Annotated in this window: 22 protein-coding genes; 14 read left to right on the forward strand and 8 right to left on the reverse strand. The window is 35.7% G+C overall.

All coding sequences use genetic code 11. The features are described from left to right. Positions 1–82 precede the first annotated feature (82 nt). The 12 genes from IQ247_RS33670 to IQ247_RS23895 all read left to right on the forward strand — a co-directional run bounded on the left by IQ247_RS33670 (position 83) and on the right by IQ247_RS23895 (position 11,539). Positions 83–142: a hypothetical protein gene (locus IQ247_RS33670; RefSeq protein ID WP_375341246.1), complete on the forward strand. Its 60-nt coding sequence runs from the start codon at positions 83–85 to the stop codon at positions 140–142. Positions 143–144: 2 nt separating this feature from the next. Continuing rightward, entirely contained in the window at positions 145–1,791 is a 1,647-nt protein-coding gene (locus tag IQ247_RS23840; protein ID WP_193923797.1) for an ABC1 kinase family protein, read from the forward strand. 264 nt (positions 1,792–2,055) lie between these two features. Further along, positions 2,056–3,069 carry an ABC transporter ATP-binding protein gene (locus IQ247_RS23850; RefSeq protein ID WP_193923823.1) on the forward strand — a complete coding sequence of 338 codons (1,014 nt, stop codon included), beginning with the start codon at positions 2,056–2,058 and terminating at the stop codon, positions 3,067–3,069. 228 nt (positions 3,070–3,297) lie between these two features. After that, positions 3,298–4,395 (forward strand): RNA-guided endonuclease InsQ/TnpB family protein, encoded by a 1,098-nt coding sequence (locus IQ247_RS23855; protein ID WP_228059990.1) that lies wholly within the window; start codon positions 3,298–3,300, stop codon positions 4,393–4,395. A 204-nt stretch (positions 4,396–4,599) separates the two neighbouring features. Continuing rightward, positions 4,600–4,938, forward strand: a complete 339-nt coding sequence (locus tag IQ247_RS23860; protein WP_322745565.1) for a zinc ribbon domain-containing protein — start codon at positions 4,600–4,602, stop codon at positions 4,936–4,938. Between the two features lie 776 nt (positions 4,939–5,714). Next, positions 5,715–6,392, forward strand: a complete 678-nt coding sequence (locus IQ247_RS23865) for an LmeA family phospholipid-binding protein (RefSeq protein WP_193923798.1) — start codon at positions 5,715–5,717, stop codon at positions 6,390–6,392. A gap of 106 nt (positions 6,393–6,498) precedes the next feature. Next, positions 6,499–8,193, forward strand: a complete 1,695-nt coding sequence (crtO, locus tag IQ247_RS23870; RefSeq protein WP_193923800.1) for a beta-carotene ketolase CrtO — start codon at positions 6,499–6,501, stop codon at positions 8,191–8,193. 225 nt (positions 8,194–8,418) lie between these two features. Further along, positions 8,419–8,559 carry a hypothetical protein gene (locus tag IQ247_RS23875; protein ID WP_193923802.1) on the forward strand — a complete coding sequence of 47 codons (141 nt, stop codon included), beginning with the start codon at positions 8,419–8,421 and terminating at the stop codon, positions 8,557–8,559. A gap of 88 nt (positions 8,560–8,647) precedes the next feature. After that, the gene (locus IQ247_RS23880) at positions 8,648–9,052 is read left to right on the forward strand and encodes a hypothetical protein (protein WP_193923803.1); all 405 of its coding nucleotides are present in this window, start codon (positions 8,648–8,650) and stop codon (positions 9,050–9,052) included. 6 nt (positions 9,053–9,058) lie between these two features. After that, positions 9,059–9,478 (forward strand): HNH endonuclease, encoded by a 420-nt coding sequence (locus tag IQ247_RS23885; RefSeq protein ID WP_193923804.1) that lies wholly within the window; start codon positions 9,059–9,061, stop codon positions 9,476–9,478. A gap of 81 nt (positions 9,479–9,559) precedes the next feature. Next, on the forward strand, positions 9,560–10,651 hold the full coding sequence (locus IQ247_RS23890; protein WP_193923805.1) for a saccharopine dehydrogenase family protein: 1,092 nt from the start codon (positions 9,560–9,562) through the stop codon (positions 10,649–10,651). A gap of 390 nt (positions 10,652–11,041) precedes the next feature. Beyond that, entirely contained in the window at positions 11,042–11,539 is a 498-nt protein-coding gene (locus IQ247_RS23895; protein ID WP_193923806.1) for a response regulator transcription factor, read from the forward strand. 27 nt (positions 11,540–11,566) lie between these two features. On the opposite strand, the gene IQ247_RS23900 is transcribed toward IQ247_RS23895, so the two are convergent. From IQ247_RS23900 to IQ247_RS23920, 5 genes are all read right to left on the reverse strand, one after another. Then, entirely contained in the window at positions 11,567–12,844 is a 1,278-nt protein-coding gene (locus IQ247_RS23900; RefSeq protein ID WP_193923807.1) for a cation:proton antiporter, read from the reverse strand. A 275-nt stretch (positions 12,845–13,119) separates the two neighbouring features. Then, entirely contained in the window at positions 13,120–13,257 is a 138-nt protein-coding gene (locus IQ247_RS33675; RefSeq protein WP_193923809.1) for a type II toxin-antitoxin system PemK/MazF family toxin, read from the reverse strand. Positions 13,258–13,294: 37 nt separating this feature from the next. Continuing rightward, positions 13,295–13,465, reverse strand: coding sequence for a ribbon-helix-helix domain-containing protein (locus IQ247_RS23910; RefSeq protein WP_228059991.1), 171 nt, complete (start codon positions 13,463–13,465; stop codon positions 13,295–13,297). Positions 13,466–13,548: 83 nt separating this feature from the next. Then, entirely contained in the window at positions 13,549–14,886 is a 1,338-nt protein-coding gene (locus tag IQ247_RS23915) for a (Fe-S)-binding protein (RefSeq protein WP_193923811.1), read from the reverse strand. 148 nt (positions 14,887–15,034) lie between these two features. Then, positions 15,035–16,303, reverse strand: coding sequence for an FAD-binding oxidoreductase (locus tag IQ247_RS23920; protein WP_228059992.1), 1,269 nt, complete (start codon positions 16,301–16,303; stop codon positions 15,035–15,037). Positions 16,304–17,240: 937 nt separating this feature from the next. On the opposite strand from IQ247_RS23920, the gene IQ247_RS23925 reads away from it, so the two are divergent. Next, the gene (locus tag IQ247_RS23925; RefSeq protein WP_193923815.1) at positions 17,241–19,307 is read left to right on the forward strand and encodes a histidine kinase dimerization/phosphoacceptor domain -containing protein; all 2,067 of its coding nucleotides are present in this window, start codon (positions 17,241–17,243) and stop codon (positions 19,305–19,307) included. 7 nt (positions 19,308–19,314) lie between these two features. Then, on the forward strand, positions 19,315–20,427 hold the full coding sequence (locus IQ247_RS23930; RefSeq protein WP_193923817.1) for a hybrid sensor histidine kinase/response regulator: 1,113 nt from the start codon (positions 19,315–19,317) through the stop codon (positions 20,425–20,427). Positions 20,428–20,703: 276 nt separating this feature from the next. On the opposite strand, the gene IQ247_RS23935 is transcribed toward IQ247_RS23930, so the two are convergent. The 3 genes from IQ247_RS23935 to IQ247_RS23945 all read right to left on the reverse strand — a co-directional run bounded on the left by IQ247_RS23935 (position 20,704) and on the right by IQ247_RS23945 (position 23,837). Next, on the reverse strand, positions 20,704–22,065 hold the full coding sequence (locus IQ247_RS23935) for an NAD(P)/FAD-dependent oxidoreductase (RefSeq protein WP_193923819.1): 1,362 nt from the start codon (positions 22,063–22,065) through the stop codon (positions 20,704–20,706). Between the two features lie 594 nt (positions 22,066–22,659). Then, positions 22,660–23,361 (reverse strand): hypothetical protein, encoded by a 702-nt coding sequence (locus IQ247_RS23940; RefSeq protein ID WP_193923821.1) that lies wholly within the window; start codon positions 23,359–23,361, stop codon positions 22,660–22,662. Between the two features lie 128 nt (positions 23,362–23,489). Further along, positions 23,490–23,837 (reverse strand): DUF760 domain-containing protein, encoded by a 348-nt coding sequence (locus IQ247_RS23945; protein ID WP_193923822.1) that lies wholly within the window; start codon positions 23,835–23,837, stop codon positions 23,490–23,492. Positions 23,838–23,970 lie beyond the last annotated feature (133 nt).

The raw sequence follows: 23,970 nt of genomic DNA on the forward strand, positions 1-23,970 counted from the left end.
TACCAATTACCAATTACCAATTACCAATTACCAATTACCAATTACCAATTACCAATTACCAATTACCAATTACCAATTACCAATTACCAATTACCAATTACCAATTACCAATTACCAATTACCAATTCTTATTAATTATTAAAAATGTTTCTAACTCAAACCGTTCCTCGTCAAAGAGAAATTATTGAAGTTTTGTTCCGCAATGGCTGGGATTATATGCGACGGCTGATTACCGTTGGTAAAGCCGATGAACCCCAGTTACCGACTCCTGCGGTGTTAAAAAATATTTTGGTCGATTTGGGTCCGGTTTACATTAAACTGGGTCAATTACTTTCTACCCGTCCAGATTTGCTCAGCGCATCCTATATTGAAGAACTTTCAACTCTACAGGATAATGTACCACCTGTACCCTGGGCAGATGTAGAGGTACTAATTCGCAAGCAATTGAAAAATCCTTTAGAAGAAAGCTTTGCCACAATTAATCCCGTACCTGTAGCTGCTGGTTCCATAGCTCAAACACATAAAGCGACTCTTGTCAATGGTCAAGAAGTTGCAATTAAAGTACAGCGTCCCGGAATTGACCTGACTGTTGACCAAGATATTGCTTTAATTCAAGGTATTGCGGAATTAGTTGCTCGGACAGAATTTGGACAAGTTAATGATATTAAGGCGATCGCCGATGAATTTTGTACCGCATTAAAAGCGGAATTAGACTTTACGCGAGAAGCTGGTTTTACAGACCAATTACGGCGCAACTTATCCCAAAGTAAATGGTTTGACCCCAAAGAAATAGTGGTTGCTCAAATTTATTGGGAATTAACTACAGCAAAATTAATGGTGATGGAATGGCTCGATGGTGTACCGATATTATCTGCGACTATAGGCAATGATAATAATGGTGCGAGTGCTGTATCAGAACGTAAAAGAGTTACCAGCCTGTTATTTGCAGTGTTTTCTCAGCAATTATATGTTGATGGATTCTTTCATGCAGACCCCCATCCTGGCAATATATTTTATCTCAAAGATGGTCGTGTAGCTCTCCTCGACTGCGGAATGGTGGGAAGACTTGATCCCCGTACTCAGCAAATATTAATCGAAATGTTGCTTGCGATCGTCGATTTGGATGCTCAAAGATGCGCTCAATTGACTTTACAGTTAGCAGGTTCATCCAAGCCGGTAGATATGTCGCGTTTGGAAAATGATTATGACCGGATGCTGCGAAAATATTTCAATCTGAGTTTAGCTCAACTTAATTTCTCCGAAGTTGTTTACGAAACTTTTCAAGTTGCTCGTAATAACAATATTCGCTTACCTAGTAATATGGGATTGTATGCCAAAACTATCGCTAATTTAGAAGGATTAGCACGAGCGTTCAATCCAGAGATCAATTTTCTAGAAGAAATTAAACCATTTCTCACAGACTTATTTCGTCAACAGCTAGTAGGAGATTCACCTGTCCGCTCTCTTCTACGAACCGCATTGGATTTAAAAAGTCTTTCTTTGCAATTCCCCCGTCAAATAGAATATCTTTTAGAGCGGGTAACAACAGAAACTTTGCAGTGGAATATAACTCTCAAAGGTTTAGATGGTTTGCGACGCACCACAGACGATGCAGCCAATCGTTTATCCTTCAGTATCCTAGTAGGTTCACTGATAATGGGTGCAGCAATTATTTCTACCAATGCTCAAACCGCTCAGTTATCTTTAATCAGTAATATCTTATTTGCTGCTGCTAGTTTACTAGGGCTTTGGTTAATCTTTAGTATTTTACGCTCCGGACGTTTACGTTAGCACCAGAGATGGGAAGATGGTAATGGGTAATGGGTAATGGGTAATGGGTAATGGGTAATGGGTAATGGGTAATGGGTAATGGGTAATGGGGGATTGAAAAATAATTAATAGTAAGAGATTTTTGATGAACGCGCTACGCGCTTTGCAACTTTAATTACCAACTACCAATTACCAACTACAATTACCAATTACCAACTACCAACTACCAACTACCAATTACCAATTACCAATTACCAACTACCAATTACCAACTACCAATTACCAATGTCTATGATCATTGCTCAAGATTTGAGCAAAATTTATCCAGTTGCTATTAAGGAACCAGGTATTAAAGGTACAGTTTCTCATTTTTTTCGCCGCAAATACCGGGAAATTAAAGCTGTTAGTAATGTCTCTTTTGAAATTGCTCCTGGTGAGGTGGTGGGTTTTCTGGGAGCAAATGGTGCTGGGAAAACTACTACTCTGAAAATGCTCACTGGGTTAATTCATCCGAGTAGCGGTAATGTCAGAGTCGCGGGTTCAGTTCCATTCCGTCGCCAAGAAGCTTTTTTACAGCAAATTACTTTGGTCATGGGACAAAAACAGCAGTTATTGTGGGATTTACCCGCTCTTGATTCTTTAAAAATTAACGCTGCTGTATATGGTATTTCCGATCGAGAATATCGGACACGAGTGGGAGAATTAACCGAAATGCTTTCACTTCAAGGTAAACTCACTCAACCAGTGCGGAAAATGTCTTTGGGTGAACGAATGAAGGCTGAATTATTAGCGGCTCTTTTACATCGTCCTCAAGTATTATTTTTGGATGAACCGACTTTAGGACTCGATGTCAATGCTCAGGTAAATGTGCGGGATTTTTTACGCGAATACAATCAGCGCTATCAAGCAACGGTTTTGTTGACCAGTCATTACATGGCTGATATTACCGCTTTATGTGAACGAGTGCTGTTGATTCATCAAGGACAATTAATGTATGACGGTAGTTTAAATGGACTTTTGGAAAGGTTTGCACCTTATCGAGTTGTGAATGTTGAATTAGCTCAACCTTTAGATACAGTTAAATTAGAAACATACGGCGAAATTAAAGTCCATGATGGTCGAATGGTTGGTTTTATGATTCCTCAAGAAAAACTTACTAGTACGGTATCGCGTATTTTAGCTGATTTAGATGTCGTTGATTTAACTGTTACTGAACCTCCTGTAGAAGAAGTCGTTGGCAAAGTATTTCAAGCCGGTGCGTTTGAACTTTCTGCGCGGCAGTCCCCAATCTCAGCATAGCGGATTGGGTTCGTATAGCGCGTCAATCCAGGGGGTTCAATACCCCTTTGATTGACAATTTCCGTATTAACTCACGAAGTACATCAGATTGCGTTCTTTCTGTTGTCTGGCAGAATTTTTGTAAATGCTCAAACTCCCTGTCTGATACCCTTGTTGTGACTTGTTTCATTATTGCCATATTGCTTTCAATCTGATACCATCTTAATATAACAGATAGGTCGATATGTTATGGCTATTAAACGAATCACTTTTAGGCTTTACCCATCAAAAACGCAAGCCAGTAAAATGCACTACCGGAGGCGACTTCACAAGGATTTATATAACGCTTGTGTTGAGCATCGTAAAACGTCCTATAAAAAGTTTGGGAAATCAATTGATTATTTTGATCAGCAGAATTGTTTACCTGAATTTAAAGGAGCTTGGTCTGAATATAAGGAACTTGGGAGTCATACATTACAAGATACTGTTAAGCGAGTTGATTTTGCATTTAAGCGATTCTTTAAACTTAAATCTGGATACCCAAAATTTAAATCATCTAAACGTTATAAAGGATGGACTTATCCGTGTAAGTCGGGTTGGAAAGCTTGCACAAACGGTAAAAATGGGTTCTTAAAATTAACTAATTTAGGTAACATTAAAATGCGTGGCCAAGCCCGTGATTGGGGAACACCAAAAACTTGCACAATAATGTTTAAGCAAGGCAAATGGTATGCTTCAATCACAGTAGATTGTGTTCCGGTTAGACCAACTACTGATACAGGTGCTATTGGTTTAGATTTTGGTGTTTACCATGCAATCGCTGATTCTAACGGTGATGTAATAGAAAATCCTAGATTTGTTAGAACGGCTCAAGGCAAAATCAATAAAATAGCTAAAACTAGTCGCCGCAAGCGTTCACCCAATTTCAAGAAACAAGTTAAAGGTTCACGGCGTTGGAAAAAAGCAAATAAAGCAGTAGCTAAAATTCAATCAAAAGTTGCTCGCCATAGACTTGATTGGCAGCATAAAGTCTCTACACAAATAGTTAGCTGTAATAGCTTGGTAGTGACTGAAAAGTTAAATCTAAAAGGGATGACTCGCAAGTCAAAAGGTAAGAATAACCGTCAAAAATCAGGACTTAATCGGTCACTTCTTGACGTTGGAATTGGTAATTTAAAGGACTTAATCAAATTTGACACTCTCCGGTCTAAAGACACGGAGATTCTTGATTCAATGAGTCCACTTAGACTAGACCCCTTGCGGTATCTAACCAAGAGGTGGTTCTCTCCCCAAGCGTTACTTTCCGAGTGCCCCTCGGTAGTTGGATTATTCCAAAAATTTGTTTGATTTAAATTCTGAACGTCTAGTCCCCATGAAGATTTTACCTATTCCTGGGAAGGAACTAAAACTATGGAATAGAACCCCATATCTTCAGTTGTCAAGGTACAGATTGCCGCTAGGCAGTTGGGTTTTTATACAGGTTGGTTACCGTTCCTGTTAATAAAATCGTACCATAAATGACTGAGGCTTAAAAGCCTTTATGCAGTTTTCATCCCTGGACTAAAGTCACAGGGTTTTCAACCTTCCCTTTATAAAGTTACCTCAGCCGGAGGATTTTACATTGAGGTTCCAACGCTTAAAGTAAAACCGTCTCAAACTTGCCCTAATTGCGGTCATCAAAAAAAGAAAACATTGGCTCTAAGAGAACATCATTGCGAGAAATGTGGCTATCAATGTGATAGGGATGTGGCTGCTGCAATGGTAATGCTAATGGCAGCAAGGGGTATGGAACGTACCTCTACAGACGATGATGAGCCAGCCTCTATTTATTGCGGAAGCTTTAAACAAGCTGCTCAGATGAAACGTCGGAAACGTGTAGCTCAGTCATAGACGGCTGCACGTAGTTCATAGTTAATTATATTATTATTCGCGTTTTGATCACCAGTCTAGCTCCGCTAATCGCCAGGCGCTACATTACTATTCTAAAATGAAGCTGTTTGCTACAATTTTTACAAAGCCAATTTATATAACACCGGGTTTTTCTCAATAAAAATACGGTTTTATGGTTTTTGCAGTAAGATTAAATACTGAAAAATCTCAAGAATACATCAAAAAATCACAGAAGTCGGGTTTTTGGGAACAATATCCATAACAGCAGACAATCGTCGTAAAAACCCGACTTCTCACCCTACATCAAGAAATCATCATTGAACTCACTTTAATATAATCTCGTTTTATTCTCAGTTAAAATACTGATTGCCTTTTTTGAGTATTCTATAATACTTAAAAATCACAAAAAAGCAACAAAACTACATATAAACACATTTTTTTTCTCAGTGCGTAGTTATTAGAATTACAAAAATAGTTTTTAATGACAAGAATATCATTAATAATGCAAATGGTTTTATTTAACTAACGAAAATCCGTTGTTTTTGAGACGTGATCTAAGTCACTTTTTAAGTTAAAATAAAAATCTGGATATAATCTGTTTGGACCTATCGGTTTATTTAACTAAAGCCTTTTTAACTTGCTGCTGTTTGAAAAAAATGTCAATCAAATAACGGTTAAGTTTAAGTTAATCCTTGTTACCTATTTCTTAATATAGATTTATTTTTTAAGATAAAGGGTTAAAGTAACAAAGCGTGAGATTAGTGGATAAATTATCAATGAGCGAATTAAATATAGATGTACAAACAGATTTATTAAAAGCAATTCAAGGACACGCTGACGGTGTTTCATTTGCAGCCAAAGGATTAAAATTACAAGATATTCGCCTTTCAGAAATACAGTTACAAACTGATGATATTGATATCAATCCTCTGAAAGTTTTATTTGGTGAAGTTGAACTAAATCATCCAGTAAATGCAGAAACCAGAATTGTCATCAAAGAAGCTGATATCAATCAAGCTTTAAAACTAGATTTAGTTCGCAACTTATTGCAAAGATTTTTGACATTTGAGGCTGAAACATCAACTGTGAGTATGTATCCGCAAAATCTCCAACTTCGTTTACCAGGTAATAGTAAAATCGAAATCGAAGGAGATATAGTATTAGATTCGGGTTTAGAAAATAAACCTTTAAAATTGAAAGCTGACGTGAGGTTAATATCTTTAGAAAAACCAATTATCCTTGATGCTTTTGAATGCAATACTCCAGAGGGAATTGACTTAGAAGTAATGAATGCATTGATAGGTAAAATAAATCAACTGCGGAAATCACCTGATTTTGAATTAAAAGATGCAGCATTACGTATTACCTGTCTAGAAGTGCAACAAGGTAGTATAATAATTCAGGCGCAAACTCATCTTCAAGAAATACCCGATAATATACCCTTAAAGTCCTAATTTGAAATAGGCAGTTATATAACTGAGGAATGATGTATATTTTTGAGTATTTTACTAATATAATCTAATCAATATATTCCACATCTAGAATCTAGAACTATTAATCATGCAACAGTACGATGTTGTAATTATCGGTGCGGGACACAATGGATTAGTTTGTGCTGCTTATTTATTGAAAGCTGGCTATAGCGTCGTATTATTAGAAAAGCGTTCTGTGCCTGGTGGTGCAGCCACGACAGAAGAAATATTACCAAAAGAAGCACCGGGATTTAAGTTTAACTTGTGTGCGATCGACCATGAATTTATCCACCTCGGACCAGTAGTTGAAGAATTAGAATTAGAAAAATATGGGTTGGAATATTTATATTGCGACCCAGTTGTTTTTTGTCCCCATCCAGATGGAAAATATTTCTTAGGACATAAGTCTTTAGATAAAACTTGTGCGGAAATTGCTCGTTATTCTCAACGGGATGCTGTAAAATACAAGGAATTTACAGAATATTGGCAGCGAGCTTTGGGTGCGATGATTCCGATGTTTAATGCACCACCAAAATCAATTTTAGATATTGCTGGTAACTACGATATTACGAAGATAAAAGATTTATTTTCAGTTATAGGTTCGCCTTCCAAAACCTTAGACTTTATACGTAATATGTTAACCAGCGGTGAGGATATTCTTAACGAATGGTTTGATTCGGAATTTCTCAAAGCACCTTTAGCTCGACTTTGTGCCGAATTAGGAGCGCCACCTTCGCAAAAAACTTTGGCGATTGGGGCGATAATGATGGCGATGCGTCACAATCCGGGAATGGCTAGACCTCGTGGTGGTACTGGTGCATTAACACAAGCCTTGGTGAATTTAGTCACAAGTAAAGGTGGTGTGATTTTAACTGACCAACAGGTAGAAAAAGTGTTAATTGGTGATGGGAAAGCTGTAGGTGTTCGGGTTGCAGGTGGAAAAGAGTATCGTGCTAAAGAAGGAGTAATTTCTAATATTGATGCCAAAAGATTATTCTTACAAATGATAGATAAAAGCGATGCAGATGCAGCCGATCCAGACTTACATGAAAGATTAGAACGTCGCATCGTTAATAATAACGAAACCATTCTTAAAATTGATTTAGCATTAAATGAACCGCTACGTTTTGAACATCACGAACACAAAGACGAATATTTAGTTGGTTCTATTTTGATTGCCGATTCTGTAACTCATGTAGAACAAGCTCATAGTTTGTGTACCTTGGGACAAATTCCTGATGCTGACCCTTCAATGTATGTGGTAATGCCAAGTTTTCTTGACCCCAGTTTAGCCCCTCCAGGAAAGCATACTGTATGGATTGAATTTTTTGCTCCTTATCAAATAAAAGATGCCGAAGGTACTGGTTTAAATGGTACGGGATGGACTGATGAATTGAAAAATAAAGTAGCAGATAGAGTTGTAGATAAACTAGCAGATTACGCGCCAAATGTAAAAAGTGCAACTATTGCTCGTGCTGTAGAAAGTCCTGCGGAATTAGGTGAAAGATTAGGTGCTTATAAAGGGAATTACTATCACATTGATATGACATTAGACCAGATGGTTTTCTTCCGTCCTTTGCCCGAAATCGCTAATTATAAAACACCAATTGATAATTTGTATTTAACAGGTGCGGGGACTCATCCAGGTGGTTCAATATCTGGAATGCCCGGACGTAATTGTGCTAGGGTATTTTTACAGAAAAAGCAACCGATGCAGCAGAGTTTGAAGGATGCACGAGAATCAATTGTGTCTACCTTTGAATCTTTGTTTAGAGGGAAGTAATCAATTTGCCCTCACCTTATAAAAGTGGGGATTTCAAAACAGTTTTTCGCAAAGCTTTCGGTGTGGCTAGACACGCTTATACAGCAGATTTCAGTGGGGGTGAGGTACCGCAAATACCCCACCCGCCTAACGGCACCCTCCCCTGCTATAACTAGGCTAAGGCTCAAATTAAGAAAGTGTTAGCCAATAAAAAAGAAGGTGAGAAGTTAAAAGTACCCTCAGAAATTGCTTAAAGCTTTTGATGAAAATACTTTTGATAACGCTGTTAACAAATACCGTGAAATTCATCCACAACAATCGCGATCGGCACGCGCCCCGGAGGGGCGATCGCAATGGTTTGTAAAAGAAGATAATGCCGAATTGTGAAGAGTATTGATTCAAGCTATTGGCTACAATCGAATAATATAAAAATTACAAGTTACAATCTACTTATAGCTTTAAGTCAATACAAAATATGACTTTAGAAACCGTCACCTTGCAAATCCCAGAAATACTTTATCAACGTTTAGTAAATACCGCACGTGCGACTCAACGTTCAGTTGAAGAAATTATACTTCGTGCTTTACAAGTTGGTAGCCCACCATCTTGGGATGATGTACCAGAAGAGTTTCAAGCTGAAATAGCAGCATTAGATAAACTTGATGATAATATGCTTTGGCAAATATTCCATAGTTGTAAAACAATAAAAGATATGGAAAGATATAATTTTCTACTTGAGGCAAATTCGAGCGGTACAATTACTCAAGCTCAACGATTAGAACTGATAAATTTACGTCATCAAGCTGATATTTTCATGCTAAAAAAAGCTCAAGCAGCAGTATTATTACGCTGGCGAGGTCATCATGTGCCAAATAATTAATTTTTCATGTCTACATATATTTCTGAAACTTTAAAAAATCAAATTACAAATAACGATAAAAAGCGTTGCTGCTACTGCTTAACGACTGAAGTAAATAGTGGTATACCTATGACTTATGACCATATAAAACCGCTTTCAAAAGGTGGAAAAACAAACTTTGAAAATGTTTGTTTAGCTTGCCGTTCATGCAACGAATTTAAGTCAAATTCGACCGAAGCAGTAGACCCTTTAAGAGGAGAAATTGCACCTATTTTTAACCCGCGTATACAAATATGGTTAGACCATTTCACATGGAGTCCAGATAGTACCAAAGTTGAAGGACTAACGGCAATAGGTCGAGCAACGATTGTTACTCTAAGAATGAATAACCCTGTAATTATTGTTGCTAGGAGAAGATGGACGCTAAGCGGATTTTCCTCCTATTGATTAAATAATTTCATCCTGACTACAGATGACAAACTGTATACAAAACGGATGTAATAGATATAGTGTAGCCAATGCATCAACATGACACAAAGAGTTTTAATTTTAGGAGGAAGAGGACGTATAGGTAGTAGTGTTGCTCAAGATATCGCGAAACATACACAAGCGAATATTACCGTTACCGGACGCACAGCTATACAATTACGACACGACTACTCTGTAGAACACCTCGTCTTAGATTTAGCAGAAACCGAAAAACTATATGAAGTGATTTCTAATGCCGATATTGTCGTTCATTGTGCAGGTCCTTTCCACTACCGAGATACTGAAGTTTTGCAAATTTGCATCGAACAAGGTGTTAACTATGTAGATGTTAGTGACCATCGTTCTTATACTAGTAAAGTATTAAGGCTTCACGAACAAGCTGCTGAAAAAGGTATAACAGCGGTAATGAATACAGGTATTTTTCCTGGTATTTCTAACAGCATGGTACGTCAGTGCGTTGAACAATTCGATCAACCAGAAAAGATACATTTAAGTTATGTTGTAGCTGGTTCAGGTGGTGCTGGTGTGACGATGATGCGAACTACATTTTTAGGGTTGAGAAATCCCTTTGAAGCATGGATAAATGGCAAATGGGAAACAGTTAAACCCTACACTCAAAGAGAACCTATTACTTTTCCCCAACCCTACGGGAAAACCGGGGTTTATTGGTTTGATATGCCCGAAACATTCACTTTACCTAAAGCCTTTCCCACAGTTAAAAGTGTAATTACTAAATTTGGTTCGATTCCCGATTTTTATAATCATTTAACTTGGATAACAGCAAATATATTTCCTAAATCATGGATTCAAAATCGCACTGGTATAGAATTTTTGGCTCATGTGAGTCATTCGATGACCGATATTACTAATAACATTAGTGGAATTGGTGTGGCAATTCGCTCGGAAGTTACAGGAATAAAAGATGGTAAAACAGCAATTTATTGTTCAACTTTAGCCCATGAAAATACTGCAATAGCAGCCGGTTATGGTACGGGTAGTATCGTTCAACTATTACTCGAAGGTAAATTGAAAAAGTCGGGAGTTTATCCGGTTGAAGAAGCATTATCAACTGATTTATTTGAAGAAATGATGCAATATAGGGAAATTAGATTTAGTAAAGAATGGTTATAAGTACTTGTCACATCTTTTGGCATGGGAATTATTCTTTAACGCAAAGGTATACGCAGCAAAAAAGAATGGATAATAGTATAAAATTATCATTGATTTCGGCATGAGAATAATTTTATCTGATGTAAAAAATAATTATCAATAAGTAAATATAATCTTATATTCCAGATACTTGCAAACATTAAAAAATTATGTAATATTTTTATAAAGATTAAGTGAAATAATCTCTGAATAACAAATATAAAGTAAAAAGACTTCCTGCTGCATTTTCTTCACAGTTGATGTAGAGAGTAGTAAATAAATAGTTTTAAATACAGCCAGTATTAATTAGGGTTGTTATACTCTTGTACTTACCTCATTTATGTCATGAACTAACTTTATTGGTGTCGTCTTATGGTTTTTTCAGGTTCTAATCTACAGAGGAATACAAATTCTATTTCCAGCTTGTTTTTAAAAAGTTTTAGCAATTATTGGAAAAAGCACTTATCTTTGTTTTCTGAGAATTCTGTTGTTTTAGTTGTTGATAATGATGATGATAACTTATTGCTAGCTACACAAATCGTGAGGTTATTGGGTTATTGCGTAATTACTGCTAAAGATGGTAAAAGTGCTTTAAGAATGATAGAAAAATACCAGCCGATGCTAGTATTGTTGGAAGTAATGTTACCAAAAATCGACGGGATTAATGTTATCAGGAATTTACGAGAAAACAAGAATTTTGTACCTGTGATTGCCGTTACTAGTTTACCTGGTGATATATTCCGGGATGAAGCTTTGATGGCAGGTTGTAATAAATATCTGGAAAAACCTTTCCAAATCGATGATTTAGAAGCTGCAATTAGACAGGTAATTTATTCGCCTGCTTCTATTTTGAATTATGCAAATGGATAATAAATCTAGTTAATTTATCAATCCTTCTCAGCTACTAGTTTTCATTTTACTTGCAATATTTTTGTTATACCAATTCATTAATGGAGTTGCACTAATTCCATGTACAAGTACTGAAACAACAATAGTAGTGTAAGTTATCCAAGCAATTTGTTCGGCTAATTCTCCTTTCAAACCGTTATCAAAAGCATAAGCAAGATAGTATAAAGAACCTACTCCACGAATCCCAAACCAACCGAACAGCAGACGTTTTTGAGGATAAAAGTTTTGACGTTGCGGGTTTTTAATAGTACCTTTACCGATTGTGCTAATAAAAACTCCTATAGGTCTAATTATCAAAAATAGTAAAAGTATTACTATTATTGACTGGGACGCAAAATTTACCATTGGTTGATATAGTAAAATCGTTCCTAACAGTAAAATCGTTCCTATTTCTAAAAGCTTTTCAATTTGTTCGATAAATTCTAATTGCGCTAAGGGTTTTTCTGGGTTATGATAGCTTTTTTGCATTATTAAACCAGCTACAAATACAGCTAAAAATCCATATCCGTTGACAATTTCTGTCAAAGCATAAGTCAGCAAAATTGCACTGAGAGCAACAAAATCTTCCATCAAATCATCAACAGGATGACGTTCTTTAACTTTTCTATCGAGCCATACAATAGCTTTGGCTACAATAAAACCCATAATTATACCAGCACCAATTGCCCAAATTAAATCAACCCCTACCCAAGATTTAATCCAGTTATCCCAATTGTCATCTTTTAAAGCATAAAGACCAAAATAAACAAAAGGAAAAGCTAAAGCATCGTTTAATCCCCCTTCACTAGTCAACCCAAAACGTAACTCATCATCATCATTTGCATCTTTTAATTGAATTGCTGAAGCTAATACAGGGTCAGTTGGTGCTAAAATTGCTCCTAATAAAATAGCAGGGCCCCAATCCATTCCTAACAAAAACTTGCCGACAGCAGCAATTGCAAAAATTGAAATCGGCATTAAAATTCCTATTAGCCTCAAGGTAATATCCCAAGCTGCTAATCTTAAAGGACGAGCAATTTTTAAACCACAACCATATACCGAAACAATTACGACAAATTCCGTTAAACGTTTGAGCAATTCAGTATTAAATATACCATCGCGACGGAGTTGAAATAATCCAAAACCGTAAGGTCCAATAATAATACCTACTATCAGATAGATAATAGCGTAAGAAAATGGCGATCGCGCAATTAAACCCGAACCTAATGTTACAAATAATAAAAGTAAACCAATAACTAGTAAATCCAGAATATAAATATCTACCATAGCTCTTCTTTAACTCTGAAGGGGCAACATAATTCTGTCAGTCTAAGAGTAAAGTAAATAATTATGTATCACCCACAGGTAGATTTGGCGATCGCACTTCCTCTATCAATTGAGTGTGTACAAATTCAAGGGGTGATATCCTTTACGCTTACATCGGAATGATAAAAGTATGTGCAAAAAAAACTCTGCGTTCCTCTGCGCTTACCTCCGCGTCACTTTGCGTTAAAAATATATAATTCCGATATAAACGGATTTGATATGATAATTGAAAACAATTAATCTAAAAACAAAAGGGAGTAGGGTAAAATTAAAGCGGAACGAGTCTTTTTTATTTCTGCACCAACTGTTGGCTCAAAACTTACTAAATAAATCTCACCCCTTTTCGGGTAAGTTACTGTTGGTTTTTTTGCCACAGTTCTTCTTCCAGATTATACCATTCTTCGGTTAAACTCAAATCGCGTTGCGCCCTTTCAACTGTTGTCTAAGATTAGTTAGAGATTTTTGCTTGATGTAGTATTGCACGGCTTCATTGATAAAGCTACTGCGATCGCCTTTTTCAGCAACCGTATCAATTAGTCGAATTGTATCTTCGGGCAAGGTAATGTTTAGTCTACGATGCATAATCAGGGAGTAGGGTTGAGGGGAATAATAACTAATCATCCGGACTTGATATGAATGGTAATTTTAGAACAGGATAGGAGTAATTAGCCTCTCAACTTCACTCCCCGAATTGCAAAATCCAACAATTCCATGGGATGCATGATAGATATCTCCTTACCCTGCTGATGCAAATGCTTAGCAATCTGTAAACTACAGCCTGGATTTGAGGAAGCAATCATATTTGCACCCGTATTCACCAAATTTCTAGCTTTTTGCTCTCCCAATTCTTCTGCAACTTCCGGTTGCAACATATTATAAACCCCAGCGCTACCGCAACACAAAGCAGCGTCGAGAGGTTCACGTAATTTGACTCCAGGAATTTGCCGTAACACTTGACGGGGTTGTACGCTAATTTTTTGTCCGTGTAACAAATGACAAGCATCTTGATAAACTATTGTTAGCGGTTCATCTTGTAAAGGCGATAATTTAGCAGTTAAACCTACCATCGCTAAGAATTCTTGACAATCTTTAACTTTCTGAGCAAATTGCTTGGCTTTATCCCGATATTCCGGGTCATTTTCTAAAATATGACCGTATTCCTTCAAAGTATGACCGCAACCCGCAGCATTAATAATTACATAATCTACATTCATATCTGCGAAACTATCAATCATCTGTCTAGCCAAACTTTGAGCTTGTGCAGTTTGTCCTTGATGTTCCGGAAGTGCTGCACAACAGCCTTGAGATTTAGGAATTACCACCTCACAACCGTTTGCAGTTAATACTCGCACTGTGGCTTCATTTACGGGTGAGAAAAACAATCTTTGTACGCATCCTAATATTACTCCTACCCGGTAACGTTTTGTCCCCTGGGCTGGAATTACGGTAGGATAATTATCTCGAAAAGATTTCCCAGTAACTTCTGGGAGAATAGATTCCATTGCTGCTAAACGAGGAGATATCTTTTTTAGTAAACCAGTAGCACGAATTAATTTTGGTAATCCTAATTTTTGATAAATAAATAATGGAACGAGTAAAAAACGTAATCTTTGGGGATAAGGAAACAGTGAAAAAATCAATTGTCGAAATAATTTATCGGGTAAACTGCGGGGATAATTACGAGCAATTTGGTGACGAGTAGCGCTAATTAATTTGTCATATGCCACCCCAGAAGGACAAGTCGTTACACAAGCTAAACATCCCAAACAAGAATCAAAATGTTCAGTAGTTGCCGTATTTAAAGCAATTTCCCCTTCATTAATAGCGTCCATCAAATAAATTCTTCCCCGTGGAGAATCCATTTCTTTGCCGATTACTCTGTAACTTGGACAAGTAGAAAGACAAAACCCGCAATGGACACAAGTATCAATTAATTTCGGTTCCGGTGGATGATTATCATCAAAACCTTTGATATGATTATCGTTATTTTCTGAAATTTGCATAATAAAGGTTAAAGGTTAAAGGTTTAAGGTCAAAGGTCAAAGGTCAAAGGTTAAAGGTTTAAGTTTTAAGGTTAAAGGTTAAAGGTCAAAGGTTTAAAGTTGAAGGTTTAAAACTCCTAACTCCTAACTCCTAACTCCTAACTATTCTTCAAATCCCTGCAACAAATCGTCCGGGGCTTAAAATATTCTCACTATCAAATTGTTTTTTAATTTCTTGCATTAATTCTAAAGCATTACCGTTATAACCCCAAACATCTAACTTTTGTTTAACTTCTAATGGTGCAGATAAAATTGTGAGAAAGCCACTATTTTGTTCACATAATTTTCGCACTTCTAATACCTGACTTTTGTTTTCCAAGCGCAATATTCCCAAACCGCTAGCCATGTGAATCAAACCTAAATCGACTTGATTCAAAACTTCCACAGCAGTGTTTGGTAATACTCCTATTTTGCAAGTAATTGCCGTTTCTGAGTCAGGTAAATGTATTTGTTCTGGTAATAAGAGCCATAAGCTTTGTTCTTCCGCGTCGGAATACACCGCAGTTGTTAATCCTAATTTTTCGCCTATTTGTAAAACTTGGTTTAATTGTTCTTTAACGCTTTCGGGAATACTCTCGAAACACGCAATTAATCCTAATCCTTTACCTAATCCCAAAGTTGATACTAATTGAGAAGAAAGTAAATCGGCTTGAATGGGGGTTAAAGCAGAACCACGAAGGGTATCGGCTGCTTGAGATACGGCTTCTCTACTACCCGTCAATACCACAGTTCCCGAAGCTGATTGCATGGGATACAATCTAAATGTAGCTTCCGTAATAATACTTAAAGTACCGTAAGAGCCAGTAAATAATTTCATCAAGTCATAACCGGCAACATTTTTGACGACTCTCCCTCCAGCCTTGGCAATTTGACCATCAGCACGGACAAAAGTTACACCTAACAATTGGTCTCTAACACTACCATAACGCTGTCTCAAGGAACCCGTATCAGCAGTAGCGATGATACCTCCGAAGGTTGCTAATTGTGGTGATGTAGGATTAAGGGCAAGAATTTGGTTATGTTTGGCTAAAAGTGCTTTAATATCGGCAAATTTCACCCCTGCTTCCACAGTAAGAGTCAAATCTCCTACAGCGTGATTGATAATTTTATTCAGACCTTTGGTACTAACAACAAGATCAATATTTTCGGTTAAACCACCCCACTTAAGTTTACTACCGTTACCGCAAGGTAAAACGCGCCATTTGTTGCGGTAAGCTTGAGAAATAACTTGAGCGAGTTGTGATTGAGTTTGGGGATAAACGATGCAACCGGGGAGGATTCCTGGTGATACAGCCTGATCATAAATTAGGTTTTCTTCTCCAACGATAGATGCGAGAGTAGAATGGTAGACGTTCAGCGTACCCTGTTCGCTAGACATCGGTTTCATTAGTATATTTTTGTAATTACTTAATACTACTCCCAACGCGCCCTATAATCACCTATCACTTTTTGATGGAACTAATAGAAAATTCACAAAAGTTGGGTTTTGAGCTTTGACTAGTAACCTTTTTTGTAGACAAGCAATGTCAATTCGGGACAATTGTCTATATTTTTTTGATGTATTTTATGCTTCGTTTTTTGCTAAAATCTTAGAAAAGCTTTCTTGATTGATATGCAAAAACCGTAGCTACATCAAGATGTTTAACAATCACGCGGATGGCTTAACCGTGTAAGCTTGTTGAGGGTTAACCGCTCCCATGCCCCCGTTGAAACAAGAAATAAAAGTCTAGACTTGTCTAGTTTTTATATAGCAGACTAAATATCTGTAATATCAGATAAGAGTTATAAAAATCAGAAGTCGGGTTTTTGGCACAAATGTCTGCAACATCAGACAACAACTATAAAAACCCGACTTTTCAAAACTGCTTGTTTGGAATCAACAATAAGTATTAACCACGATGCAATAGTTTTCTTTATAACTTAAGCTAGCAACTGGAGACAGTATGTATTTATCTCCCATCGCATCTGCAAATGGTTCTGTTAGTTAATTTATCGGGGTAGCAATGTTAATCATCATTCAAGAAAATATCTGTAAATTTAATATCGTTGAGCTATGGTGTTTCTATCAACATTTTTAGAAAGAGAGTGAGATAGATTCAACACTTTCAAATTTTTAATTGCCAGTCCGTATATAGCAGTTAATTATACTCAGACAAATTAACGAGAATCAGATGTATTAAGTATTATTGCTATATCAATTATATTTATGTAATTTTTGCATAAAAAGTAGACTAATTTCAAAAAATAAATAGAAGAAGAATTAATCTATAAGAAGATTTGCTACAGCACTAATGTAGCTTTAATAAATTGTCGCTATGTTTTTAGTCGCTGATACTATTCAAGAGTTTAAGCTCGCGGTTTCTCCCGAAACTAGTTTGATAGAAATTATTGATTTAATAGAACAACTTAAAAGAGAAGATAAAGTACCACAGCAATTATTTGTTATAGAACATTCGCAATTGTTGGGAATTTTTGCGCTTTTTGACTTAATTTATTTAATTACTTCTAAAACAAATTTAGAAAAAGTTAAAGTTGCGGAAGTAATGAAGCCCGCAATTAGTTTAGAGCCAGATTATGATTATCAACAAGCGCTATCTATAATGCGTGAACATAATATTAAATATTTACCAATTATAAATCAAGGAGGAGACTTAATAGAAATAGTTACTCCAGAAAGCATAGCTACAAAACTGGAAGCAGAACTTTTAAATACTAAAATACAGTTACAAGAACAAACAATAAAATATGATAATTTAAAGCAAAAATTTCATCACCTATTAAATAGTAATAAACTATTGCAAAATCAGATAGATGATAGTCTTATAATTGAAGAAGAACTTTGTTTTAGAGTTGCGTTTGAAAAGCTAATTACTAGGATATCTACGGATTTTATTAATCTTGCTGCTAATCAAATAGATGACGCTATTAATCAAGCTTTGCAAACTATAGCTACATTTATTAATATTGACCGTAGTTATATATTTTTGTTAGCAGAAGATGGCGAAAAGGTAGATAATACTCATGAATGGTGTAGTCAAAAAATTCCATCCCGTATTGAGCAATTAAAAGATATTTACATCGAAGATTTGAATTTATTTATAAAAAAGCTTCAGTGTGGTGAAATACTCCAATTAACAGATATAGAGGATTTAAAATTACAAGAACTAGTTAAAGAACAGATTTTTCCAACTCAAGATATTAAATCGTTGATTATTTTACCAATTGCTTGTAGCGGTAACTTGATTGGTTTTTTAGGTTTTGAATCCTTGAATACAACTATATGGACAGAAGACAGTATTATCTTACTTAAAATTGTTGCAGAAATATTAGGAAATGTTTTAGAACGCAAGAGATTAGAAGAAACTTTAAAAGTAAGTGAAGAAAGATATGCAAGAGCTATAAATGCGGGAAAAGTGGGGGTTTGGGAATGGGATATTCAAACTAATGAGGTTTATATTGATTCTAACTTAAAAGCGATGCTTGGCTATAAAGATGAAGAAATAGCTAATCAATTTACTAGCTGGTTGGGATTTGTACATTCGAGCGATGTTGGTTTAGTAAAAGCTGAAATTAACGCTTATTTAGAAGAGTTAATTCCTAAATACGAAATTGAACATCGGATGTTGCACAAAAATGGAGATGTTTTAGGATTTTTAAGTCGTGGTACGGTAGTTCGGGATGAAACTGGAATGCCAATTTTTATGGCTGGTTCGAGTACAGATATTACGGCTCGTAAACAGGTAGAAAATAAACTCAAAGCTTCTTTAAAAGAAAAAGAAGTGTTACTTAAAGAGATTCACCATCGCGTTAAAAATAATTTACAAATCATTTCTAGTTTACTACGTTTACAATCTGGATATATTAAAGATAAACAAGCTTTAGGAATCTTTCAAGATAGTCAGAATCGTATCCGCGCAATGGCATTAATTCACGAAAACTTGTATCAAATTAACAACTTAGCAGCAATAGAATTTTCAGAATATATTCGCAAATTAACAAATAATTTAATTAGTTTTTATGCCATAAATAATAATATTAAAATAAATACTAATATCGAAAAAGCATTTTTAAAAATTGATACAGCTATTCCTTGTGCTTTAATTATCAACGAACTTATTTCTAATTCAATTAAACACGCTTTTAAAAATAGTGATGAAGGAGAAATCTATGTAGAATTTATCGCTTTACAAGAAAATAAATATTCATTGTCAGTTAGTGATAATGGTGTGGGAGTACAAGAAAATATTGATTCATTAAAAAAGCAATCCCTCGGTTTAGAATTAGTCTGGAATTTAGTAGAACAATTGGAAGGAACAATCGTATATAACTCCAAATTTGGTACTTCATTTAGAATTACATTTAGCGAAAACAACGAGATATAAAATAAAAATGAAAGAAAAAATATTGGTTGTGGAAGACGAAAGAATAATTGCTTATGATATCAAACATTGTTTAGAAAATTCCGGTTATATTGTCCCCGCAATTATTGCACATGGAGAAAAAGCAATCTCTCAGATAGAACAATTCCAACCAGATTTAGTATTAATGGATATGATGCTTAAAGGTGAGATGAATGGAATTGAAACTGCCGAAATAATTCTCAATAATTTTAATATTCCAGTCGTTTTTCTGACTGCTCATTCAGATGAAAGTACAATAAAAAAAGCTAAAGCAACTCAACCTTTTGGTTATGTACTCAAACCTTTTGAAGAAACTCAATTAATTACTACCATTGAAATAGCTTTAAGCAAACATCAAACAGAAACTGTGATGCGGGATGCATTGGAAAAAGAGAAAGAAATGAGAGAACTAAAATCTCGCTTTGTTTCAATGGTAAGTCACGAGTTTCGTAATCCATTAAGCACAATTTTAAATTCAACTGAATTACTCGCAAATCAAAGCCAGCAATTAACAGAAAATAAAAAACACGAATACATATACCATATACAAAATTCTGTCAAACATCTCAATCAATTGTTAAATGATGTTTTATTAGTTGGCCAAGCAGAAGTCAATAAAATTAAGTTTAATCCCTTACCTTTAGATTTAGTAAAATTTTGCGAAAATTTAGTAGCAGAATTCAAACTAATCGCAACCGAAAAGCATCAAATTATTTTTAAAGTTCAAGGATGCTATATTCAGCAAGAAGAAACTATTAAACTACCTTGTGTAGATGAAAAACTACTTCGACATATCCTGACTAATCTATTATCCAATGCAATTAAATATTCTCCTCAAGGTGGAGAAATACGCTTTGATTTATTTTGTTTACAAGAAGAAGCTATTTTCCGCATTCAAGATGAAGGTATTGGTATTCCCCAAATAGAACAAGAAAACTTATTTACTTCTTTTCAAAGAGGTAGTAATGTCGGTAAAATACCCGGACATGGTTTAGGATTATCAATCGTTGAACAATATGTACAATTGCATCAAGGAGAAATCAACTTGATTAGTAAAGAAGGTGTAGGAACTACTGTAATTGTAACTTTACCATTGAAGTAATTGACAGTGGTTTTTGGTTATTAGTGGTTAATTGTTGGTTTTTCTAATAAGCTATCGCGCATTTAATTTATATTTTTCTAGCGGGCAGGATGCCCGCACTACAAAACTTGAATAAAATTTGAATATACAAATTAAACGTTTTTCAGCTTAATTACTATCACCTATCACCTATCAACTATCACCTATCAACTATCACCTATCACCTATCACCTATCAACTATCACCTATCACCTATCAACTATCAACTATCACCTATCAACTATCACCTATCAACTATCAAGCATTCACAGTTTTCTTATCATTCACCGATGGATAATAATCTCCCTGACTATTAACTTCAACTGGTGCTGTTAAATCTTTTCCTGTAATTAATCTCGCACCACGATTGCGAGTAAAATAATTCCAAACCCACTGAATCATGACTACAAGTTTGTTGTCAAATTCAACTAAATAATAAATGTGAACTAATAACCAAAATAACCAAGCGATAAAACCTGTAAGTTTTATAAAACCTAAATCAACAACCGCAGAATGTTGTCCAATTACTGCTAAACTACCTTTATCAACATAATTAAATGGGGCTGTCGTATTGCCTTTTATCTGCTGTTTGATCGATTTTGCGACATATTCCCCTTCTTGCATTGCAACAGGTGCTACACCCGGTAATGGTTTACCTGTCTGATGAGCAAAATGCGCTAAATCACCGATTACATATATATTCGGATATCCTTTCACACTCAAATCTGGTTCAACAATTACTCTTCCTGCTCGATCACATTCTGCACTAGTTTTTTCTGCAATTAATTTACCTAAAGGTGAAGCTTTTACTCCTGCTGCCCATAATACCGTTTTTGCTGCAAATTGTTTGATTTCTTCACCTTGCTTAATGGTAACTATATCTCCTTCAATACCTGTTACCAAAGTTTTCGTAACTACAGTAACACCCAGATTTTCTAAAGATTCTTGAGCTTTTACAGATAGCTCTGGTGCAAACGGTGGTAAAACTCGATCCAAACCTTCCAAAAGCAACACTTGGGTTTCGGAAGTGTCAATATTACGAAAATCTTCTTTAAGAATACTATAAGCCAACTCGGCGATCGCACCTGCTAATTCAACTCCAGTTGGGCCACCACCAACTATTACAAACGTCAGTAAAGCACGACGTTTATCTTCGTCTGTCTCTTGCTCGGCTGCTTCAAATGCTGTAAATATCCGCCGACGCATTTCGATCGCATCTTCCACAGTTTTTAAACCAGGTGCGAATTCTTCCCACTCATCTTTACCAAAATAGGAATGCTTCGCACCTGTGGCAATCACTAAGCTATCATAAGGTATTTTCTCACCCCTCATCACAACATTTCCCGTCTCTGGATCGATATCCGTAACCTCTCCCAACAGTACTTTTGTATTTTTACTCTTACTAAGTATCGAACGCAATGGTGATGAAATATCAGCGGGAGATAATGTCCCAGTAGCCACTTGATATAAAAGTGGTTGGAATAAGTGAAAATTTCTTTTGTCTATTAAAGTAACATTTATATCTTTACTATTCAGCGCTTTTGCTGTATATAATCCCCCAAAACCCCCACCAATAATCACTACTTGATGTGGTGGTTTAGTCGCAACTTTACTTTCCATAATATTTATTTACTCCCGTTGAAGTTCCTTTTACCATTCTTAACAAATTTTTACCATTTATAACAGAGGGTTTTGTTGGTCTTTTACAACTTATTTTGATGATTTGATGAAAAGTATTAGATACTGCATTATTCAAGTAGCTAATTGCACAGTTGGCGATTTTATTTGTAGTTACAGTAGTCAGCAATTATAAATAGGACTTAGCAACGCCGGCATATTTTCTTGCAGGATGCTTGTACAAGCAATTCTTAAAGCAATCATATGAAAGTGAGAGTACGGCACCACCAGAGTTTTGTGACACTTGCGGCTATTCCTGATAAAATTAAAGTATTATTTTCTATTCTGCCGGCAATTCTATCAGAAGTACAACTCCAGTGAATCCTCGTAGAAAAAGCGTGTTTATTGTCACACTAATTTCTGATGGCGATCGCGCAATGAAGCAAGTTATCTGACATAAAAATTAATTAGAGAATAAAAATATGGATAAAGAGTTAGTGATTTTTCTGAGCAGCGTTTCTTTGCTAATTTTGTATTTAGTATTCTCAGCACTCACAGAAATGGGTAGTAAATTACCTTGGAAAAAATAACTATTGCCTATTCACGATTATTTTTAGAACCGCGAATTATAATACGTTCATCTTGAATAGTTATACTTTCCAATTGAATTGGTAATTTTTTAAGTTCTTGAGAAAGAAGTTGATTGAAACTGTCTTGAGATAAACCGATATTTTGCGAAACTTCAGCAAGAGGAAAGCTAAAATTACCTAAAGAAACCTTAGTTGTGTCGTCAAAGCTAACTTCCTGGTTACGAATAGTGGGTTTTCCTTCAATTCCGATATAAAGATATTTTTCTTTTCCCGGTAAATTTTCTAATATTTGAATAATTTTTGTTTTCCGTGCAGACAATTCTTGTACGGGAATAGATGAAGTTTCAATAACAGCACCCACAGAGATTTTACCGTCTTGAATTTGAGTATTTGTAGCTTTAATTGCTGTTATATATTTACTATGCTGATTATTTTTTGTCAGGGAGGTAGCAATTAATGAATTAATTTCCGAAGCATCAAGATGTACTTCTCCTGTAGTTTTTGTGGTGAGATTTTGTGAAACTTTACGTAATACTTCTTCAGATTGTAGAGGCTTTTTGGTTTGTTGATTAGCAGAAATTGCGTTTTCATTTGTAGATGAATTAGTATACCAAGTAGGTAACTGCATTACTTGCTGCCAAGCGAAAAATGTAGCAATTCCAATACCACCTAAAATGAAGCACAATATTAGCAGAAGTCGCTTATACATAATAATAAGAATCATAAAGGGTAAACTAGTTTATCTACAATGCCCAACAGCCATTTTTCTGAAAATGCAGCAATAAAAAACCCCAGTCAGGGGGACTGAGGCTAATTTCATAAACTAGATTAATTGATTTACTCATTGTCCCGAAAATCAGCTTCTAACGATTGTAATGATTTTTCAAACCCCATACGCTGTTCGACGTTACGTAATAGATAACCATTTAGCATTGCTGAAGCTAAAAGCTTTCCTAAATTTTCACGATTAGTTGCGATGGTGACGTTAAAATCATCAGAAGGTAAACCACCTAACATACTAGAAATAGTACGTTCAATTGCTTCCACAACTTCAGAAGAACCAGGCCTCGATAGTTGAGTCACCATTTCCGGACTCAAAGATTTAATGTACTGTAAAAAGGAATTACTGCCTTTGGTTGGATTGTCAAAAAATTCTGGGTTATTACGCTGGTCTATATTGTTCACGATAATCTGCGTGTGGTATTACTTCAACTTACATTAATAAATGTAACAGGTTTTGAATTGTAATGCATTCAGTTAAACCGTACTTCTAGTGGGGGTTTCTTCTACATTTTGGGACAAGGGGATGGGGAGATGG

The sequence above is a fragment of the Plectonema cf. radiosum LEGE 06105 genome, from assembly GCF_015207665.1.
In the GTDB taxonomy this organism is placed as follows: domain Bacteria; phylum Cyanobacteriota; class Cyanobacteriia; order Cyanobacteriales; family Nostocaceae; genus Rivularia; species Rivularia radiosa_A.

Excerpts from the sequence above, each read along its gene's own strand:
- IQ247_RS23840 (WP_193923797.1), top strand. The coding sequence starts at position 145 with ATGTTTCTAACTCAAACCGTTCCTCGTCAAAGAGAAATTATTGAAGTT.
- IQ247_RS23850 (WP_193923823.1), top strand. The coding sequence starts at position 2,056 with ATGTCTATGATCATTGCTCAAGATTTGAGCAAAATTTATCCAGTTGCT.
- IQ247_RS23855 (WP_228059990.1), top strand. The coding sequence starts at position 3,298 with ATGGCTATTAAACGAATCACTTTTAGGCTTTACCCATCAAAAACGCAA.
- IQ247_RS23865 (WP_193923798.1), top strand. The coding sequence starts at position 5,715 with ATGAGCGAATTAAATATAGATGTACAAACAGATTTATTAAAAGCAATT.
- crtO (WP_193923800.1), top strand. The coding sequence starts at position 6,499 with ATGCAACAGTACGATGTTGTAATTATCGGTGCGGGACACAATGGATTA.
- IQ247_RS23880 (WP_193923803.1), top strand. The coding sequence starts at position 8,648 with ATGACTTTAGAAACCGTCACCTTGCAAATCCCAGAAATACTTTATCAA.
- IQ247_RS23885 (WP_193923804.1), top strand. The coding sequence starts at position 9,059 with ATGTCTACATATATTTCTGAAACTTTAAAAAATCAAATTACAAATAAC.
- IQ247_RS23890 (WP_193923805.1), top strand. The coding sequence starts at position 9,560 with ATGACACAAAGAGTTTTAATTTTAGGAGGAAGAGGACGTATAGGTAGT.
- IQ247_RS23895 (WP_193923806.1), top strand. The coding sequence starts at position 11,042 with ATGGTTTTTTCAGGTTCTAATCTACAGAGGAATACAAATTCTATTTCC.
- IQ247_RS23900 (WP_193923807.1), bottom strand. The coding sequence starts at position 12,844 with ATGGTAGATATTTATATTCTGGATTTACTAGTTATTGGTTTACTTTTA.
- IQ247_RS23910 (WP_228059991.1), bottom strand. The coding sequence starts at position 13,465 with ATGCATCGTAGACTAAACATTACCTTGCCCGAAGATACAATTCGACTA.
- IQ247_RS23915 (WP_193923811.1), bottom strand. The coding sequence starts at position 14,886 with ATGCAAATTTCAGAAAATAACGATAATCATATCAAAGGTTTTGATGAT.
- IQ247_RS23920 (WP_228059992.1), bottom strand. The coding sequence starts at position 16,303 with ATGTCTAGCGAACAGGGTACGCTGAACGTCTACCATTCTACTCTCGCA.
- IQ247_RS23925 (WP_193923815.1), top strand. The coding sequence starts at position 17,241 with ATGTTTTTAGTCGCTGATACTATTCAAGAGTTTAAGCTCGCGGTTTCT.
- IQ247_RS23930 (WP_193923817.1), top strand. The coding sequence starts at position 19,315 with ATGAAAGAAAAAATATTGGTTGTGGAAGACGAAAGAATAATTGCTTAT.
- IQ247_RS23935 (WP_193923819.1), bottom strand. The coding sequence starts at position 22,065 with ATGGAAAGTAAAGTTGCGACTAAACCACCACATCAAGTAGTGATTATT.
- IQ247_RS23940 (WP_193923821.1), bottom strand. The coding sequence starts at position 23,361 with ATGTATAAGCGACTTCTGCTAATATTGTGCTTCATTTTAGGTGGTATT.